At 67.8% G+C, this 17,881-nt stretch carries 15 protein-coding genes; 3 read left to right on the top strand and 12 right to left on the bottom strand.

Going from position 1 to position 17,881, the window contains the following annotated elements; translation table 11 throughout:
• Positions 1–22: 22 nt before the first annotated feature.
• Entirely contained in the window at positions 23–2,071 is a 2,049-nt protein-coding gene (locus ROZ37_RS03640) for a helicase-related protein (RefSeq protein WP_312657608.1), read from the bottom strand.
• Between the two features lie 240 nt (positions 2,072–2,311).
• Between ROZ37_RS03640 and ROZ37_RS03635 the strand changes: the two genes are divergently transcribed.
• Positions 2,312–2,872: a sugar O-acetyltransferase gene (locus tag ROZ37_RS03635; RefSeq protein ID WP_312657606.1), complete on the top strand. Its 561-nt coding sequence runs from the start codon at positions 2,312–2,314 to the stop codon at positions 2,870–2,872.
• 211 nt (positions 2,873–3,083) lie between these two features.
• Entirely contained in the window at positions 3,084–3,374 is a 291-nt protein-coding gene (locus tag ROZ37_RS03630; protein WP_312657605.1) for a hypothetical protein, read from the top strand.
• A gap of 148 nt (positions 3,375–3,522) precedes the next feature.
• Here ROZ37_RS03630 and ROZ37_RS03625 read toward each other — a convergent pair whose 3' ends face one another.
• Both ROZ37_RS03625 and ROZ37_RS03620 read right to left on the bottom strand, forming a co-directional pair.
• Positions 3,523–3,831, bottom strand: coding sequence for a hypothetical protein (locus ROZ37_RS03625; protein WP_312657604.1), 309 nt, complete (start codon positions 3,829–3,831; stop codon positions 3,523–3,525).
• 4 nt (positions 3,832–3,835) lie between these two features.
• Positions 3,836–4,441 (bottom strand): cytochrome c oxidase subunit 3 family protein, encoded by a 606-nt coding sequence (locus ROZ37_RS03620; RefSeq protein ID WP_312657603.1) that lies wholly within the window; start codon positions 4,439–4,441, stop codon positions 3,836–3,838.
• A gap of 255 nt (positions 4,442–4,696) precedes the next feature.
• Between ROZ37_RS03620 and ROZ37_RS03615 the strand changes: the two genes are divergently transcribed.
• On the top strand, positions 4,697–6,109 hold the full coding sequence (locus ROZ37_RS03615; RefSeq protein ID WP_312657602.1) for a PLP-dependent aminotransferase family protein: 1,413 nt from the start codon (positions 4,697–4,699) through the stop codon (positions 6,107–6,109).
• A 125-nt stretch (positions 6,110–6,234) separates the two neighbouring features.
• Here ROZ37_RS03615 and ROZ37_RS03610 read toward each other — a convergent pair whose 3' ends face one another.
• The 9 genes from ROZ37_RS03610 to ROZ37_RS03570 all read right to left on the bottom strand — a co-directional run bounded on the left by ROZ37_RS03610 (position 6,235) and on the right by ROZ37_RS03570 (position 17,862).
• Positions 6,235–7,761: a diguanylate cyclase domain-containing protein gene (locus ROZ37_RS03610; RefSeq protein ID WP_312657601.1), complete on the bottom strand. Its 1,527-nt coding sequence runs from the start codon at positions 7,759–7,761 to the stop codon at positions 6,235–6,237.
• 32 nt (positions 7,762–7,793) lie between these two features.
• Complete coding sequence (locus ROZ37_RS03605; protein ID WP_312657599.1) at positions 7,794–8,333, bottom strand: DUF3617 domain-containing protein; 540 nt, start codon at positions 8,331–8,333, stop codon at positions 7,794–7,796.
• A 58-nt stretch (positions 8,334–8,391) separates the two neighbouring features.
• Positions 8,392–9,804, bottom strand: a complete 1,413-nt coding sequence (gene ppnN, locus ROZ37_RS03600) for a nucleotide 5'-monophosphate nucleosidase PpnN (protein WP_312657597.1) — start codon at positions 9,802–9,804, stop codon at positions 8,392–8,394.
• 184 nt (positions 9,805–9,988) lie between these two features.
• The gene (locus tag ROZ37_RS03595; RefSeq protein ID WP_312657596.1) at positions 9,989–11,167 is read right to left on the bottom strand and encodes an NnrS family protein; all 1,179 of its coding nucleotides are present in this window, start codon (positions 11,165–11,167) and stop codon (positions 9,989–9,991) included.
• A gap of 302 nt (positions 11,168–11,469) precedes the next feature.
• On the bottom strand, positions 11,470–12,618 hold the full coding sequence (locus ROZ37_RS03590; RefSeq protein ID WP_312657595.1) for an ABC transporter substrate-binding protein: 1,149 nt from the start codon (positions 12,616–12,618) through the stop codon (positions 11,470–11,472).
• 293 nt (positions 12,619–12,911) lie between these two features.
• Complete coding sequence (locus tag ROZ37_RS03585; protein WP_312657593.1) at positions 12,912–14,111, bottom strand: CaiB/BaiF CoA-transferase family protein; 1,200 nt, start codon at positions 14,109–14,111, stop codon at positions 12,912–12,914.
• On the bottom strand, positions 14,108–16,516 hold the full coding sequence (locus ROZ37_RS03580) for a molybdopterin cofactor-binding domain-containing protein (RefSeq protein ID WP_312657591.1): 2,409 nt from the start codon (positions 16,514–16,516) through the stop codon (positions 14,108–14,110). Before ROZ37_RS03580 ends, ROZ37_RS03585 begins: the two co-directional genes overlap by 4 nt.
• A gap of 10 nt (positions 16,517–16,526) precedes the next feature.
• Positions 16,527–17,003 carry a 2Fe-2S iron-sulfur cluster-binding protein gene (locus ROZ37_RS03575; RefSeq protein ID WP_312657589.1) on the bottom strand — a complete coding sequence of 159 codons (477 nt, stop codon included), beginning with the start codon at positions 17,001–17,003 and terminating at the stop codon, positions 16,527–16,529.
• Positions 16,987–17,862: a xanthine dehydrogenase family protein subunit M gene (locus ROZ37_RS03570; RefSeq protein ID WP_312657587.1), complete on the bottom strand. Its 876-nt coding sequence runs from the start codon at positions 17,860–17,862 to the stop codon at positions 16,987–16,989. The genes ROZ37_RS03575 and ROZ37_RS03570 overlap by 17 nt, the downstream gene beginning before the upstream one ends.
• Positions 17,863–17,881 lie beyond the last annotated feature (19 nt).

Raw genomic sequence — 17,881 nt, 5'->3', positions numbered from 1 at the left:
CGCTACCCCGATTCGTTCCGCCTCAGCGCCGCTCGCGCTCGGCCCGCGTCCGTCCTTCGCGAGGGCGCTTCGGCGCAGTTCGCCCGCGTCCGTAGGGGCTGGTGCGCCGTTTCGCTTCGCCGCGCCGGCCGTGTTGGCGGGCAAGCATTTCGTCGACGGTCTCCGACATGCTGCGCGCGAGCGCGACCGCGGCTTCGGCGTCCGGGTAGTAATCCGGCAGCCGATACCCGAGCCACGCGTAGGCCGAGTATTTCTTGCACACGTCCTCGGCCGCCTGCAGCGCGTAGCGGCCGTCGCCGACCGGCTCGATCGTGAGGTGCGAGCTCTTCTCCTTCGCGAGCGCGCGCGCCCAGCCCTGCCACGCCTGGCTCAGCGATTCGACCCGCGTCGACACCGGCACGAGGGACAGCGTGAAGCGGTGTTCGAGTGACAGCGGCAGCGTGTCGAGCCACTGCGCGCGCTCGGTCTGTTCGGTGAGGTCGCCGGGCAGGAAGAAGTCGTCGGTGAGGTCGATGTTGCGCGAAAAGAGCTCGAGGAGCCGCGCGAGCTTCTGCTCACCGGTCGCGGCGGCGATGCTTTTCAGGTGATGCAGCGACGGCGTGACGTAGAAGCCGCGGTTCGACAGCGCTTCGGCCGGTGTGCGCATCAGGCGGTGGATGATGCGGTGGGTGTGGTCGTCGAAGCCGGCGACGAGGCCCGCGTCGTGGATGCCGAAGCGCCCGGCGCGGCCGGCGATCTGCTGCGTGAGCCACGGCGGCAGGATGTCCTCGGAGATGCCGTCGAATTTCTTCGCGGTCGTGAACACGACGCGCGCGACCGGGAGGTTCAGGCCCATGCCGATCGCGTCGGTCGCGACGACGATGTCGGCGTCGCCGTCGCGAAAGCGCTGGGCCTGGGCGCGGCGGACTTCCGGCGAGAGATTGCCGTAGATCGTCGCGACGCGAAATCCGGCTTCGGCGATGTTCGTCGCCCAGTTCAGCACGTCGCGGCGCGAGAACGCGATGAGCGCATCGCCGCGGCGCAGCTGACCGATGTTGCCGACCGGGCGCCGGTCCATTTCGAGCGGCGACTTGCGTTCGAGCGTTTTCACTTCGAGCTCGCAGCCCAGTCGCTCGGCGAGCGCTTCGACCGCCGGGCGCGCGGAGAGCGCGCCAAGCAGGTACACGGTCTTGGCCGCCGCGCCGCACACCGCGGCGGTCCACGCCGAGCCGCGTTCGAGATCCTCGAGCATCTGGATTTCGTCGATCACCGCGACCTCGACCGCGCGCGACGTGTCGAGCATTTCGATCGTGCTCGCGACGTGGGTCGCGCCCGGCGTGATGCGCCGTTCCTCGCCGGTCACGAGGCTCACCGCGACGCCGCGCTCGGCGAGGCGCTCGTAGTTTTCGAGTGCGAGCAGACGCAGCGGCGCGAGGTACACGCCGGTCTCGGCCTTCGCCAGCGCCTCCATCGCCTGGTGCGTCTTGCCCGAGTTCGTCGGCCCGAGGATCGCGATGAAGCGGCGCCGCATCATGAACGCGGTTTCGAACGACTCGGGATAGCGCGTCAGCTTGACCGTGCCGCGCGCGACTTCCGCCTGCGTTTCCTGCCGGCGACGCGCGGCCGCTTCGGCCAGCCGGTCCTCGACGATGCGGTAGCGGCGGCTCGCGAGCTCCTTGCCGGTTTCGAGCGCGCGGAGGAAGCGCGGTGCGTCGAGCCCTTCGGCCTGCGCGCGCTGCAGCACGGTCGCGATGAAGTGGCGCACCTCGCGCTGGAACTCGGCGAGCGTCGTTTCGTTTAGACGCTCCTGCACCAGCGCCAGATGGCGTTCCGCGGCGAGTTTGCGCCACTTCTGCACGCGCGCGAGCACGCAGAGCTCGGGAACGAGGCGGTACGGGTAGGCGCGACCGTCGGTCTCGACTTCGCCGGCGACCTCGATCGCGACCGCGCCGTCGTTATGCACGAGCCGCGCGTTGAAGCCTTGCAGGTAGGCGTGCAATTCCCGCGCGACGTCGAGCAGCGCGTCGTCGCCTTCCGGGTCGGTGCCGGCCGGGACGATCGCTTCGGGGTCGATGAAGAAGTTGTCTTCCAATTCGCTGGTCTCGTCGAACAAAGCTCGCACTGTCTCACAGGCAGGGTCGCGCGTGCGCGTTCGCTTTCGGATGCCGCGGTTTCGCCCTTCGAAGGCAGCCCGGGTCGCCGCCGCGTCCCGCTGTCCTGCGAGCAAGCGCCGCGCCCGACGCCGCGAGCGGCGCGAACCACGGCTGTCCGCGTTACCGCTTGTGAGCACGAGGAACGGCGGCGACGCGCGCGGCCGCTTCCGGGAGGGAAGATGAAGAGCGAAAAGGAAAAGATGCTGGCGGGCGAACTCTACGATCCGCTCGACGCGCAACTGTCGGAAGAGCGCCGGCGCGCCCGCCTGCTGGTCGGACAACTCAACGGCCTGCCCGACGACCAGGCCGACGAACGCGAGCGCCTGATCCGGGAACTGCTGCCGAACGCCGGGAGCGGAACGTGGATCCAGCCGCCCTTTTACTGCGATTACGGCGGCAACATCACGCTCGGCGACAACGTGTTCTTCAATTTCAACTGCGTCGTGCTCGATGTTGCGCCGGTCCGCATCGGCTCGCGCGTGCTGTTCGGCCCCGCCGTGCAGATCTACGCGGCGACGCACCCGCTGCGCGCGGCCGATCGTCGGATCGGTCTCGAAGCCGGCAAGCCGGTCGAGATCGGCGACGACGTCTGGGTGGGCGGCGGCGCGGTGATCTGCCCGGGCGTGCGCATCGGGTCGCGCTCGGTCATCGGCGCGGGCAGCGTCGTCACGAAGGATGTGCCCGACGACGTTTTCGCGGCGGGCAATCCTTGCCGGGTGCTGAAAAAAATCGAGCCGTAGGCGCGCGAGGGCGGGGTGTCGGTACAGCAAGAGCGCGGGGACGGTCCGGAATGCCCGAATTGGGCGGGCTGCGCGACATTCGCGGCTTACGAACGGGCTCGTCCCGCCGGCGTCCATCGCCGGCGAACGTCGATGGGCCGCCCTCGGGACCGTCCATTGCTACATCCTCCACAGGCGACGCTTCCGTCGCCCCCAATAGTTGGAGGAAGTCATGGAACAGAAGAGCCAAAAGGGTCAAAGCCAGAGCCAGCAACAGCCCCAACAACAGCAGGGCGGTCAGCAACAGCCCGGACAGGGGCAGGGCCAAGGGCAGAAACAGCAGGAGCAAAGCCAGGGTACGCAACGGCAGCCCGGCCAAGGACAAGGCGGCCAGCAACAACAGCCGCAGCAACAGCAGGGCACGCAAAAGCAGCCAGGCCAAGGACAGAACCTCGACCAGGGGTCGCAAAGCCAGACCGGCCAGGGCAGCTCGGGCCGCAGCAGCCAGGGGCGCGATGAGTAATCGCTGTTGATCAGTCCCCTTCGCAGTGCCCGTCGCAGGACCGGTCCATCCGGCCCGGCGACGGGCGTTTTGCCGTTCCTCGGGACCGATCGGGTTTGGTTCGACCCGGGCGCCGAATCAGGCGGGCGTCATTGCGCGAGCGCCACGCCTACAAGGTCGCCAGCCGCGCGAAGCGCTCGCCGAGCAAGGCGGTGAGGACCAGCGCAAGCGGCACGCACAGGACGAAAACGCGCACCACGGTCGCGATGAAGGGATGCGCGAGGTGGGACTCGATGAAATAGCGCGCGACGATCCAGCCCTTGAACCACACGAGGGCCGCGACCAGCAACTGGAACCAGATCCCGCGCATGTCCCCTTGCGACAGCCCGAGACCGACGAAGGTCAGGCAGACGAGTGCGAACCAGGACAGGACGAGCGGAGTCAGTGCGGCCGGACGAGCGGTGTCGTTCGCTTTCATGATTTCAGGCCAGGACGTAGCACAGCGGAAAGATGATCAGCCAGATGATGTCGGTCGCGTGCCAGTAGCTCGCGAGCGCTTCGAGGCCGCTATGGTTCTCGGCGGTGTAGCCGTTGTTCAGGTGGCGCACGAGCACCCACAGCATGCCGAGGATTCCCCAGAATCCGTGCACCAGGTGCGTGAAGGTCAGGTAGTAATAGACGGTGAAGAAGATCCCTGACGCGCCGTTGATCCCGTGCGCGACGTTCCACTGGATCTCGAGGTATTTCGCGAGCGGATAGCCGAGCGCGACGACGAGGCCGGCGACCAGCCACCAGATCGAGGCCCGCCGCCGCCCCGCCCGCATGGTCGCGACCGAGCAGGCGATGAAGAAGCTGCTCGTCACCATCAGCAGCGTGATCACGGTGCCCGCGACGATCGACAGGCGCGCCGCGTCGCTCTCGAACGCGTCCGGAAAATGGGCGCGGGCGACGAAATACACCGTGAAGAGCAGGAGGAACTCCACGAACTCGCAGGTGATGCCGACCCAGATGCCGTGATTGCCCGGAATGCGTCCGCGGGCTGCCGGTTTGTCGCCGGTGTCGAATGCCGGAATTGCCGCTGCGGTCATTTCCCGTCCTGATGGTTCATTGAGCACAGCCTCCATTTTTTCAGAGTGGCGCCCGAAAACGTAGCTACAGGCGAACGTTTTTCCGACCGGTACAGTCGGCGTCGCGACCGCGGAGCGACGAAAGCCCGGCCGGCTGCGCGAATGCGGCCACGAGCCAGATCAAGGAAGCAGGCTGCGCTGCGCCTTAGATTGCGTATGCACCGGACGGCCGGAGACGGCCGGGCGAGCCGGAGGCCGCACCACGAGGAATCGGGAATGAATCTGTATGACCGCCTGACGCTGGATCTCGAACAGCGCATTCGCGACGGTGTGCTGCGCGCCGGCGAGCGTCTGCCGTCGGTGCGGCAGGCTTGTCGAGCGCAGCGGATCAGCCCGTCGACGGTACTGAAGGCGTATTACCAGCTCGAAAGCCGCGGCCTGATCGAGGCGCGGCCGAAGTCCGGTTACTTCGTCCGTCCGCGCGTGCGCCCGCCGCTGCCGGAGCCGCAGATCACGCGTCCGGCCGGCCTCGCGACCGACCTGAACGTCAGCGATTTCATTTTCGAGATCCTCGAATCGGTGAAGGACCCGGCGGTGGTCCCGCTCGGGTCGAGCTTCGCGAGCCCGCACCTGTATCCGCTCGCGAAGCTCGGGCGCTACCTCGCGAGCGCCGCGCGCCACATGGACCCGCTGTCGACCGTCACCGACCTGCCGCCGGGCAACGAGGAACTGCTGCGCCAGATCGCCTTGCGCTACCTGACCGGCGGCGTCGCGGTGCAGCCGAGCGAGATCGTCATCACCTCGGGCGCGATGGAGGCGCTGAACCTGTGCCTGCAGGCGGTGACGCGTCCGGGCGACCTCGTCGCGATCGAATCGCCGACCTTCTACGCCGGGCTGCAGGCGATCGAACGGCTCGGGCTGCGCGTCATCGAGATCCCGACGCACCCGCGCGACGGCGTCAGCGTCGCCGCGCTCGCCGACGCGCTGCGCCATCACCCGGTCAAGGCCTGCCTGCTGATGCTGAATTTCCAGAATCCGCTCGGCGCGCTCGTCCCCGACGAAAACCGGCGCGCGCTCGTCGAGCTGCTGCGCGAGCACGACGTGCCGCTGGTCGAGGACGACACCTACGCCGAGCTGTATTTCGGCAAGCAGGCGCCGCTCGCCGCGAAGTCGCTCGACACCAGCGGGCTCGTGCTGCACGTGTCGAGCTTCTCGAAGAGCCTCGCGCCCGGTTACCGCGTCGGCTGGGTCGCCGCGGGGCGTTACGCGCAAAAGATCCAACGGCTGAAGATCGCGACCAGCCTCGCGACGACGGTCCCGGTGCAGATCGCGCTCGCGGATTTCCTGCGCCAGGGCGCGTTCGACACGCATCTGCGGCGGCTGCGCGGCGCGCTCGAAGTGCAGGAGACCGCGATGGCCGCGGCGATCGAGCGGCATTTCCCCGCGGGCACCCGCGTGACCCGCCCGCGCGGCGGCTACGTGGTGTGGGTCGAGCTGCCGCCGCAGGTGGACGCGCTTGCCTTGCATCGGACCGCGCTCGCACACGGCATCAGTATCGCGCCGGGCCCGATCTTCTCGGCGACGCGCGAGTACCGCAACTGCATCCGGCTCAACTTCGGCCATCCGTGGTCGGACGAATTCGAGAACGCGATGGCGACGCTCGGGGACATGATCGCGGGACAACTCTGAGCCGCGGCGCGCGCTGCGCATCCACGGCGCGGAGGTACCCGGACAGCGGAGGATCTGCCGGAGAAACGGCTGATCGTTGTTCGCAGGGCCACACCCTGATGCTTCAGGGCGCATACCCCGCCACGCTAACTCTTGTCGTTGCGCCCGTGCTTCTCGCGGTACATCGCGGCGTCGGCCGCGGCGAGCAGGCTCTCCACGTCGTGGCCGTCGTCGGGATACAAGCTGGTGCCGATGCTCGCGCCGATTGTCGTGGCCCGGCTTTCGAGCTGGAAAGGTTCGCGCAGACGGGCGACGATCTTCGTAGCGATCGCTTCGATTTCGGACCTTTTCGTCCGGCCGTCGAGCAGCACGACGAATTCGTCGCCGCCGAGCCGGGCGATCGTGTCCTCTTCCCTGACGCACTCGGCGAGGCGTCTTGCGACATCGACGAGCAGCGAGTCGCCGCACGCGTGCCCCAGCGTGTCATTGACGACCTTGAAATCGTCGAGGTCGATGAACAGCAGGCCGAAACTCTCCTGCTTGCGCTGCGCCCGCGCGATCGCCTGGCGGGTCCGCTCCTTCAGCCGATTCCGATTCGGCAGTCCGGTCAGCACGTCGTGATCGGCGGCGTGGATCAGTTGCTCGGTCAGCTTGTGCTGTTCGGTGATGTCGCGAAACACCGATACCGCACCGACGAGCCGATCGTCATGGTCGAGGAGCGGCGTGGCCAGTTCCTCGACCACGTAGGCCACCTTGTCCTTGCCGTACAGCACCGAGCGTTTTCTTTGTGGCGTCGCGGACTTCAGCGCGTCTTCGAGCGCGGTCGGGCTGCGCCAGCCCTGATCGTCGAAACATTCGAAGACCTCTTCGGGCGGGCGGCCCGCGGCCTCGTGCCGGCTGCGGCCGAACAGCCGTTCCGCGGCGGGGTTGAGATCCTCGATCCGGCCGTCGGCATCGATCAGCGCGACGCCTTCGCCGATCGAGCGCAGTGTGGTCTGCAGGCGCTCCTTCTCGTGCAGGAGCCCCCCCTCGGCGCGCTGTCGTCGTGCGATCTCGGCTTCGAGTTCCTGTTTGTCGAACCGTAGCCGCAGCGACGAGAGGATCGCGCAGTGGTAGTTCCACGCCGAGACCGCGAGCGCCGCGAGGTAAATCAGCGTCATCACGCCCATCGCGCTCTGCAGCGGCGAGTCCAGCCTCAGGTACCGGAACACCAGCGGCAACAGCGCCGGCAGCACGAACGCGGCGCAGGCTTCGAGTCTCGATGCGAGCACGCCGACCCCGCCCGCGGTCATCCCCGCCAGAACGAAGGCGACAAAGACCTGATGCGCGAGCGAATCGGGTGGAAACAGCACGAGAGCCGCCGCGCCCCACACGCAACCAGCGGCTCCCGTGCCCGCGACGTAGAGGAGATTCCAGTAGACGGCGCGGGCCGGGTCGGGGCTTGCGACAGCATGACGCCGGGCGACGACGGCGCGGCACGCGGTCACGACGACCAGCAGTCCGTACCACGCGAGCAGGACGACCCCTGGAATGTGCTCGCTCTGCACGTACACCAGGATCGCGCCGTTGATCAGCGTGGTCGCATACGCGACCGCGGCGTTCCGATACAGCAACTCGACCTGTTCGACGAACACGGGATCGGGCGACCCGCTCTTTCCGCGCGCGCGTTTCATGTCGCTCTATCCCGAGAAGTCGCGACCCGGTCTTACCCCCGCGGCGTCCCGCACTCGGCGGCAAGCCAGCGTGCGTCCGTTTCGACCTGCATGTCGCCTTGCGCCGACTTCATGTTCACGCGGGTCGTGAAATGCTCGGTGCCGTCGAGTCGCGCCGCAAAGTCGCCGCTCGCGTTGGGATTAGTGCAGCTGAGACGTCCGGTCACGGTGTTGCCCGTCTTCACGATGTCGCCGAGGGTGCAGTTGCCTTCGACCTTGCCCGAGTAGATGTTGTCGTGCTTCGCCTGCTCCGGCGTGATGCAACTGCGCACCGCGCCGTCGCTGCCCATCGCGACGCCGCGCGCCGCCATTTGCTGCTCGATCGAGCGGCGCATCTCCGGCGGCAGCGTTTTCAGGTACTGCGGCAGCTGCGCCATCTGCGACGACATGTCGGGCAGGCCGCCGACGTTCAGCCGCGTCGAGCGGAATTCCCACAGGCCGGGGCGGATGTCGGCGGCGTGCGCGGCGGCGTGCGCGGCGGCGGCGAGGCACAGCGTTGCGACAGCGAATACGAAGGGAGGGACGTGCTTCATGTCGGGTTTCCTCTCGAGGGATTCGATTCGACGGATCAGCGGTGCCCGCGGTTTCCGCCTACGCAGCCGGCGCCTCCGGCATCGGTTCGGTGATCACGCGGTAGCACGGCTCGTAACGGGTGCCGGGGAGCTTCATCCGCCCCTGTTCGACGAAGGATGTCAGCAAACGGTCCATCGGCTCCATGATCGCCGGGTCGCCGTGGATTTCGAAGCGACCGTGCCGTTCGATCTCGCGGATGCCGTCGTTCTTGACGTTGCCGGCGACCACACCCGAAAACGCGCGGCGCAGGTTCGCGGCGAGCAGGTGCCGGGGCTGCTTCTTGTGCAGCGTGAGCTGGCGCATGCTCTCGTGCGTGGCGTGGAACGGGCGCTGGAATTCGTGCTCGATCCGCAACGACCAGTTGAAGTAATACGCATCGCGCTTCTCCTTCCGGTACGCGCGGACTTCGCCCATGCCCGCAAGCAGTTCGCGGGCGACCGCTTCCGGGTCGTCGATGATGATCTTGTAGCGGCGCTGCGCCTCGACCCCGAGGGTTTCGCCGACGAACTGATCGATCTGGCGGAAGTAGTCCTCGGTGAATTTCGGCCCCGTGAAGATGAGCGGGAACGGCAGCTCCGCGTTGTCGGGATGCAGCAGGATGCCGAGCACGTAGAGGATCTCCTCGGCGGTGCCGACGCCGCCCGGGAACACGACGAAGCCGTGACCGGCGCGGACGAAGGCTTCGAGCCGCTTTTCGACGTCGGGAAGAATGACCAGCTCGTTGACGATCGGGTTCGGCGATTCGGCCGCGATGATGCCGGGCTCGGTGAAGCCGAGGTAGCGCCCTCCGGTGATGCGCTGCTTCGCGTGGCTGATCGTCGCGCCCTTCATCGGCCCCTTCATCGCGCCCGGGCCGCAGCCGGTACAGACGTCGAAACCGCGCAGGCCGAGCTGGTAGCCGACGAGCTTCGTGTAGTCGTACTCCTCGCGGCTGATCGAATGCCCGCCCCAGCAGACGACGACGTTCGGCTGGACCACCGGCTTCAGGACTCCGGCGTTGCGCAGGATATGGAACACCGCATCGGTGACGCCCTCCGAGGTCGCGAGATCGAATTTCGGCGGGCGCGCGCCGTCGAGGCCGTTGATCTCGCTGCTGGCATAGACGACGTCGCGCAGCACCGCGAACAGGTGCTCCTGGATGCCCTGGATCATCGTGCCGTCGACGAACGCACGCGCGGGCGCGCCGCGGATGTCGAGCTTGATGCCGCGCGAGCGCTGCACGATCTCGATGTCGAATGACCGGTAACGGTCGAGCAGTGCCTTGCCGTCATCGGTCAGGTTGCCGCAGTTGAGCACCGCGAGCGAGCAGTTGCGGAACACTTCGCGCAGGCCGCCGCGCCCTTGTGCGGACAAGGCCGCGGCCTCCGCTCTCGACAGGACTTCCATGCGGCCGATCGGGGATACCTCGGCGTCGACGCCTTCAAATTCCATGGTCTGGATTCTCGTTGGTGGATTCGACCGACGCAGCGAAGGAAGCATTTTTCGCGCCCCGGCTCGTGGGAATGGGGTTCCAAGCGTACTCCAAGCGCGAAAGCGGAACCAAGCGCGGGAGGACGGGGCGACGGAGCGGGACGCTCGGGAGAGGGTTTCGCGCGGGCTCGGGATTTGGCGGACGCTAGCGCTTGCCGCCGCCGCTGCGCGCGAGGCTGGGTGCGAGCAGCATCGCGCCGAAGCGCGACAGGTAGATCGCGAACGCGCTCGTCCACAGCAGTGCCGCGACCGCGACGACCCACGCGTCGAGTTCGTGGACCGACGCCGCGAGCCGGACCAGCGCGGCGGCGAACACCAGGACGCCGGCGATGCGCATCGCCTTCGGCAGCTGCAGCGCTCGCCCGGTGTGGCGCAGGCTCACGCGGGTCATCAGGCCGAGCATCATCATGCCGAGGCTGCCGACCGTGAAGGCATGCAGCCACGCGGTTTCCGGAACGAAGCCGGTCAGCTCCGCGACCGCCTTCAGCGCGAACGCGAAGATCAGCCAGGCGAAGCCGAGGTGCATGACCAGCACGAGCGGCACGTCGGCGACGCGCCAGCCCTGCCAGCCCCCGACCCGCAGGCCGTGGATGAAGGTGCACGCGAGCGCGGCCGCGCCGGTCGCGGCGGACGGCGCCGACGCGAGGTCGAAGCACGCGAGCAGCACGACGAGCGCGACGGCGGCGACATCGAGCGTGAGCCGGAACGGCGGCTGCTCGCCGCGCCCTTTCTCGCGCAGCGCGTTGCCGGTGAAGATCGGCGTCAGCACGCCGCCTTTCAGCACGTAGAGCACGATCACCGCGTACACGCCGGCGCGCAGGCCGAGCGCCGCGAGCGCGGTGTCGCCATTGATGAGGCCGGCGTGGAAGGCGAGGTTCGCGCCCGACAGCGCGGCGAGCACCGGCAGGAGCAGCAGGTACAGCGGGTTCGCGGCGCGCAGCAGCTGCGGCGCGACCATCACGAACACCGCGGGGAACAGCAGGTTGTCGGCGACCGCGACGACGAGCGGCGGCAGCGACGGCGCCGCCCACCACGCGAGCCGGCCCGCCAGCCACAGCGCCGTCAGCAGCGCGAGCGGGCGACCGTGGATTTCCCGCGTCCCGGCCCAGCTCGGCAGCGCGGTCAGCACGATGCCGGTGATGATCGCCGCCGCGAAGCCGAAGATCATTTCGTGCCCGTGCCACAGGCCGAGCGGCATCGCCGAGGACGGTACGCCCCACGCACCGAGGTAAGCGCCCGCCCAGACGGCCATCAACAACGGTGCGTAAAGCGCACCGAGCAGGTAGAACGGGCGGAACGCGCTGACCCACAGCGGAGCGGACAAGGCGGAAGATTCCGGCGCTGGCATCTGGTGAGCAGGGAATTGTTGGGCGGACTTCATTCTAGGTGCGGACGGCCGGCGGCGGGCTTGTCGGAAATCAACATCCGGGGGCCTCGCACGCCGGCGGCCACGCGGGCCTTTGCAGGGCATGGCCGGCGTCCCCCGCACGAGGCCGGCGATGTTCCGGCGGGGAATGTCGGCCTTCGATCACCCCGACCTACGGGGCAATGGCTGGGGCGCAGCGGACGTCGGTCGGATCGAACTGCGCGAAGTCCGACCCGATATCCCGCCTGCCCCCGCCGCACCTACTTCGCCAGCGTCCAGCCGCCGTCCTTCACCGCGATCAGCACGCGGCCGCGGTCGTCGAAGCCGCTGTGGTCGTCTTTCGTCATGTTGTAGACGCCCTGGGTGCCGACCAGCTCCTGCGTGCGCTCGAGGCTGTCGCGCAGCGCGGCGCGGAACTCCTTCGTGCCGGGCTTGGCGGTCTTCGCGGCGGCGGGTATCGCCTGCTGCAGCAAGAGACCGGCGTCGTAGACGTTCGCGCCGAAGGTCGCCGGCTTCGAGCCGTGCAGCTTTTCGTAGGCGGCGATGTAGTCGGTCGCGACCTTCTTCGACGGGTTGCTGTCGGCGATCTCCGGCAGCACCAGCATCAGGCTCGCGGCAAGCACCGTGCCTTCGACCTTCTTGCCGCCGAGCTTGAGGAAGTCCGGCAGCGCCGCGCCGTGCGTCTGGTAGATGCGACCGGTGTAACCCTGGTCGCGCAAGGTCGTCTGCGGCAGCACGGCCGGCCCGCCCGCGGCGGCGACGAGGATGGCGTTGGGCTTCGCGCCGATCAGCTTCAGGCTCTGGCCGGTGACCGAGTTGTCCTGGCGCTGGAAGCGCTCGTTGGCGACGATCTCGATGCCGTTTTTCGCCGCGAGCGCCGAGAACACCTTGTGCCAGTTCTCGCCGTACGGGTCGCCGACGCCGATGAAGCCGATCGTCTTCACGCCGCTCGCGACCATGTGCTCGACGAGCGCGCGCGCGATGATATCGTCGTTCTGCGTGGTCTTGAACACCCACTTCTTCTTGTCGTCCATCGGCGTCACGACCGCGGCGGTGCCGACCGGGGCGAGCAGCGGCACACCCGCTTCGGCGACGAACTGGATCACGCCCATCGCGTTCGGCGAGCCCGATGGCCCGATGATCGCGTCGACGTTCTGCTCGGAGATCAGCTTTTTCACCGCGGTGACCGACGCGGTCGGGTCGCTCGCGTCGTCGAGCGCGATGTATTCGACCGTGAGGTCGCCGATCTTCGTCGGCAGCAGCGGCACGGTGTTCTTCTGCGGAATGCCGACGAGCGCGGTCGGGCCGGTCGCCGACGACACGACGCCGATCTTCACCTGCGCGTGCGCCGACAGCGATGCCGCGAGGACGAGCGCGGACAGCGCGAACCGAATCCTTGACGTGTTCATGTTCTGTTGTCTCCTACGGTGTGGACCTATAAGGATCTCCAGCGCGCACGGGTTGTCCGCACGCTCCTCTCGCCGTCGATGGGTTCCGGGATAAGTCGAATGAAGGCGGCCGGTGTCCCCCGGTGATACCGGTCGGCCTGCCCGATGCGGTGCCGTCGGGCGCGTCTTTCGTCCTCCTGTTCATCTGCTGACCGATTAACGCGGCAGCCAAATAGCGTTCGCGCGGAGCTTGTCGAAGCCCTGGCAGCGCCCTTCGACAAGCTCTGGGCGAACGGTCGTATCAATTTTCCGCGCTAATGGCCCGCGACGATCCCTCTCGCATGGAGCGCGGCGATCTCTTCGGCCCGGCAGCCGGCTTCGCGCAACACCGCGTCGGTGTGCTGCCCGTAACGCGGCGGAAACGACATCTCGCCGCTTGCGGACCCCGCCACGTCCACCGCCATCGGCTGCATATGCACGAGCTTGCCGCCCGGCATCCGGGTCGTCGTCAGGCGCCGGCGCACCGCTTCCATCTCGCGCACCGCGGGGATGTCGTGGATCGGCGCGTGCGGGATCGTCGCGTCGCGAAAGTCGGCGGCGATTTCGCTGGTGGCGAAACGGCTCGTGACCGCGGCGACGTCACGGTGGATCGCCTCGCGTTCGCGGTGCCGGCCTTCGTTGGTCGCCCGCGTGGCGCTGCCGACGCTGAGGAACTTCGGGATCTCGGAGAGCCGCTTCCACTGCACGTCGCTGCCGATCGCCATGTAGATGAAGCCGTCCGCGGTCGGATAGACGTTGGTCGGGATGAACTTGCGGTGTTCGTTGCCACAGCGCGTGATCTCGGCCGGCTCGCAGTCGAAGTCGAGCAGCGGCAGCGTCGTGATCAGCCACGACGCCGCCGCCTGCAGCATCGACACGTCGATCCGCGTGCCCTTGCCGGTTTCGGCGCGTTCGACGAGCGCCATCATCACGTTCGCATAGACCTCGTCGCCCGCCTTGAGGTCGACGAGCGGCACGCCGGCGAGCGTCGGCGGACCGTCCGCCGGGCCGGTGAGCTCCATGTAGCCGGCCATCGCCTGGATTACCGGGTCGTAGCCGGGCGCGTCCGGGTAGTCCGGCCCCATCGCCGAGATGCCGGCCCAGATCAGGTCGGGCTTCGCGGCGGCGAGCGTCTCGTAGTCGATGCCGAGCTGCTTGTAGCGACGCGGCACCGTGTTGCAGCAGAAGACGTCGACGTCGAGCTCGACGATGAGCTGCCTGAGCAGCGCCTGGCCGTCGGGCGTTTTCAGGTTCAGCGCGATCGCCTCCTTGCCGACGTTCGGCGCGATGAAATACGTGCGGCGATCGTCGTCGGCGACCTTGCCGCCGATGTAGCGGTTCGGGTCGCCCGGAAGGCCGTCGCCCGACGGCGTCGACTCGATGCGGATCACGCGCCAGCCGAGCTGCGCGAAGCGCAGCGTCGCATACGGCATCGACAGCGCCTGCTCCATCGACAGGATCGTTCGGCGTTTCATTCTGGTTTCCACGCTTGCCAATGGGGCTTTTCGCTCTTGCCGCGCAGTGCCCGATACACCGCCTCCGGCGTGAAGGGCAGGCCGAAGATGCGTACGCCGGTCGCGTTGTAGATCGCGTTCGCCGCGGCCGCGGCGATGCAGATCGACGGTGCTTCGCCGACGCCTTTCGCCCCCTGCGGGCCTTCGCCGTCCCGTGATTCGACGAAAGTGACGTCCATCTCGGGGATCTCGGGCGCGGTCACGAGCTTGTAGTCGCGGAAGTTCGGGTTGCGGGTGACGCCATTCTCGACGATCAGGTTTTCGGTCAGCGCGTAGCCCTGGCCCATGACCACGCCGCCTTCGATCTGGCCTTCGAGGCCGAGTCGGTTCAATACGCGGCCGACGTCATGCGTGCCGGTGACTTTCGTCATCTTCACGATGCCGGTGTCGGTATCGACCTCGACTTCGACGACCTGCGTCGCCCAGGCATACGCGGCCGACACGTCGCCCTTGAAGCCCTTGTCCTGGTGCACGCTCGGCGGCTCGTAGTAGAAGGTCGTCATCACGAGCTCTGCCTTGTCGGAGAAGTGCAGATTGCGCATCAGGCGCGCGAGCTCGACGAGCGGTTCGCCGCTCTCGGCGACGACGACGAAGCCGCCGCGCAGGTCGAGCGTCGTCTCGTCGCAGCCGTGCTTCTTCGCTGCCGCCGCGAGGATCTTCGCCTTCGCCTTGCGCGCGGCGCCGATCGCGGAGTTGCCGGCGATGAAGGTCGTGCGGCTCGCATGCACGCCGACGTCCCACGGCGTGATCGCGGTGTCGTTATTGACGACGGTGACGGCCGAGATCGGCAGGCCCAGCTCCTCGCAGACGAGCTGCGACAGCACCGTCTCCGAGCCTTGGCCGATCTCGGAGGCGCCGGTGATGAGCGTCACGTTCGCGAAGTCGTCGAGCTTCAGGATCGTGCCGCAGCCGTCCGACGGGTAGATCTTCGCGCCGCCGCCGACGTGCAGCATCGACGCGATGCCGATGCCGCGCTTGACCGGTCCGGGGTCGCCGCGATGCGCGATGTTGTCGGCGTGCTTCTTCCGGTAGTCGCTGCGCTCGGCCGCGGTCGTCAGGCACTCCTTGAAGCCGCAGCTCTTGAACGTCATGCCCTGGCCGGTGACTTCGCCGGCGTCCTGTGCGTTCTTCATGCGGAAGTCGAGCGGGTCCATGCCCATCTTCTCGGCCAGCATGTCCATGTGCTGCTCGATGGCGAAGGTCGCCTGCAGGTTGCCGTAGCCGCGGAAGGAGCCCGCGTACGGGTTGTTCGTGTAGACGACGGTCGTGTGGTAGTCGCAGGCCGGCACGCGGTACAGCGACGAGAAGGTCTGCATCATCACGAACGGCGTCGTCGCGCCCCACGACGTGTAGGCGCCGTTGTCATGCAGCGTGTGCACCTGGCGGAAAGTCAGCGTGCCGTCCTTCTTGCAGCCGGAGCGCAGCGTCAGCAGCACCGGCTGGCGCGTCGGCGACGCGAGAAACTCTTCTTCGCGCGTAAAGACCATCTTCACCGGGCGCTGCGCGGCGCGCGCGAGGAAGATGCAGATGACCTCGAAGGGGTAGATGTCGAGCTTGGAGCCGAAGCCGCCGCCGATCGGCGGCTGGATGATGCGCACGCGGCTCGGGTCGATGTTCAGGTACTCGGCGAACTCGCGCTTGTGCAGGAAGGGCACCTGCGTGTTCGAGTACATCAGCAGGTTGCCGGACGCATCGAACTCGGCGATGACGCCCGACACGCCCATGCAGCAGTGCGTGACGTAATGCAGCTGGAAGGTGTCCTCGACGACGACGTCCGATTCCGCTTCGGCGGCCGCAATGTCGCCGTGCGTGTAGTCGAAGCGCATCGCGATGTTGTCGGCCTTGCCGGCGAACGCGATCGGCGTCTTCGGCGGCAGCGCCTTCGGCTGACCGTCGGCATCGAGCGGGGCCGGGTGGAGCAGCGGCGCGCCGGGCTTGATCGCGTCCTCGGGGCCGGCGACGATCGGCAGGTCCTCGTATTCGACGCGGATCAACTTCAGCGCGGCCTCGGCGATCTCCTCGCTGTCGGCGGCGACGGCGGCGATCTCGTCGCGCAGGCTGCGCACGCGCTCGCCCTTCAGCGGAAGATGGTCGCGGGCGACGCCGATCGGCTGCTGGTCGGGCACATCGGCGGCGGTCAGCACGACATGCACACCGGGCAGCGCTTTCGCGGCCGACGTGTCGATCGACAGGATCTTCGCGTGCACGCGCGCCGAGCGCAGGATCTTCGCGTGCAGCATGCCCGGCACGACCATGTCCTGGATGTAGCGCGTCTTGCCGGCGGCCTTCTCGGGCGCGTCCTTCTTCTGGATGCGCTGGCCGATCAGGGATTCGGCGGCGATGACGGGTTTTTCAGCGACGTTCATCGTGGGTTCCTCACTTCGCGCCACAACAGGCGGCCGACTCGACCGCGTCGACGATCTTCTTGTAGCCGGTGCAGCGGCACAGGTTGCCTTCGAGGCCGCGCTTGATCGCGTCGGCATCGGCATCCGGGTTCGTGTCGAGAATGTGCGCCGCCTGCACCACCATGCCCGGCGTGCAGAAACCGCACTGCACCGCGCCGTGCTCGACGAAGGCTTCGCGCAGCGCGTCGGCCTTCGGGTCGGCGGCGAGACCTTCGATCGTCGTGATCTCGCGGCCGTTGCAATCGACGGCGAACATCAGGCAGGAGTTGAGCGTCGTGCCGTCGACGCGGATCGTGCACGCGCCGCACTCGCCTTCGCCGCAGCCGTACTTCGTGCCGGTGAGGCCGACGACGTCGCGCAGCATGTCGAGCGCGTTCATTGCGACGTCGACGGTGACGCGCTTTCTGACGCCGTTCAGCGTGAATTCGATGTCATGCTTGAGCGACATGGTCGAGCATCCTCTTCGTCATGTTGTGGATCAGTTCCTTGCGGTACCAGGCGGTCGCGCGGACGTCGTCGATGGGGTTGACCTCGTCGCGCGCGGCGTTCGCGGCCGTCGCGATCGTCGTGCCGTCGAGGCGGCGGCCTTCGAGCGCGGCTTCGGTCTGTTTCGCGCGCACCGGCGTCGGCGCGACGGCGCCGAAGGCGACGCGCGTGTCGGTCAGTGCGCCGTCCTTGCGGACGCCGGCGATGCCGATCGAGATCGTCGAGATGTCGAGCGCGGGACGCGCGCCGAACTTGTAGAAGCGTGCGACGTGGCCGGGCTTCGGCAACGGGATGCGCACCGCGGTCAGCAGCTCGTTCGCGGCACGCTTCGTCCTGCCGGGGCCGGTGAAGAACTCGGCGAGCGGAACGCGGCGCGTCGTGACGGCGCCGTTCGCCGAGCCATCTTTCGAAGCCAGCTCGACCACCGCGTCGAGCACGATCAGCGGCACGAGCGTGTCGCCGGCGGGCGAGGCGTTGTTGATGTTGCCGCCGAGCGTGCCGGCGTTGCGGATCTGGTCGCTCGCGAAGTGATCACAGGCCTCGGCGAGCACCGGCGCGTGTTTCTTGACGAGCGGATCGTTGAGGAGGTCCGTGATCGTTGTCAGCGCGCCGATGCGGATCGCGTCGCCGTCGAGCGTGACGCCCTTCAAGCCGGCGACGCCCCGGATGTTCATCAGCGTCGGCTTGAACCCGATGCGGCCGGCGTTCGTCTGCGGCATCAGGTCGGTGCCCCCGGCCAGTATCGTCACCTCGCCTTGCTGCAGGATACCGAGCGCCTCGTCGAGGCTCGCGGGCGCGACGTATCGTTCTATTCCCGTCATCGTCTTTCCTCAGAACTTG

The organism is Aromatoleum sp., from assembly GCF_032027225.1.
In the GTDB taxonomy this organism is placed as follows: domain Bacteria; phylum Pseudomonadota; class Gammaproteobacteria; order Burkholderiales; family Rhodocyclaceae; genus Aromatoleum.
Note: the sequence above shows the minus strand (reverse complement) of the source record. Positions and strands in the feature narration are given on the sequence as shown.

Excerpts from the sequence above, each read along its gene's own strand:
- ROZ37_RS03610 (WP_312657601.1), bottom strand. The coding sequence starts at position 7,761 with ATGAAACGCGCGCGCGGAAAGAGCGGGTCGCCCGATCCCGTGTTCGTC.
- ROZ37_RS03615 (WP_312657602.1), top strand. The coding sequence starts at position 4,697 with ATGAATCTGTATGACCGCCTGACGCTGGATCTCGAACAGCGCATTCGC.
- ROZ37_RS03570 (WP_312657587.1), bottom strand. The coding sequence starts at position 17,862 with ATGACGGGAATAGAACGATACGTCGCGCCCGCGAGCCTCGACGAGGCG.
- ROZ37_RS03585 (WP_312657593.1), bottom strand. The coding sequence starts at position 14,111 with ATGAAACGCCGAACGATCCTGTCGATGGAGCAGGCGCTGTCGATGCCG.
- ROZ37_RS03605 (WP_312657599.1), bottom strand. The coding sequence starts at position 8,333 with ATGAAGCACGTCCCTCCCTTCGTATTCGCTGTCGCAACGCTGTGCCTC.
- ROZ37_RS03630 (WP_312657605.1), top strand. The coding sequence starts at position 3,084 with ATGGAACAGAAGAGCCAAAAGGGTCAAAGCCAGAGCCAGCAACAGCCC.
- ROZ37_RS03620 (WP_312657603.1), bottom strand. The coding sequence starts at position 4,441 with ATGACCGCAGCGGCAATTCCGGCATTCGACACCGGCGACAAACCGGCA.
- ROZ37_RS03575 (WP_312657589.1), bottom strand. The coding sequence starts at position 17,003 with ATGTCGCTCAAGCATGACATCGAATTCACGCTGAACGGCGTCAGAAAG.
- ROZ37_RS03625 (WP_312657604.1), bottom strand. The coding sequence starts at position 3,831 with ATGAAAGCGAACGACACCGCTCGTCCGGCCGCACTGACTCCGCTCGTC.
- ROZ37_RS03580 (WP_312657591.1), bottom strand. The coding sequence starts at position 16,516 with ATGAACGTCGCTGAAAAACCCGTCATCGCCGCCGAATCCCTGATCGGC.
- ppnN (WP_312657597.1), bottom strand. The coding sequence starts at position 9,804 with ATGGAATTTGAAGGCGTCGACGCCGAGGTATCCCCGATCGGCCGCATG.
- ROZ37_RS03635 (WP_312657606.1), top strand. The coding sequence starts at position 2,312 with ATGAAGAGCGAAAAGGAAAAGATGCTGGCGGGCGAACTCTACGATCCG.
- ROZ37_RS03590 (WP_312657595.1), bottom strand. The coding sequence starts at position 12,618 with ATGAACACGTCAAGGATTCGGTTCGCGCTGTCCGCGCTCGTCCTCGCG.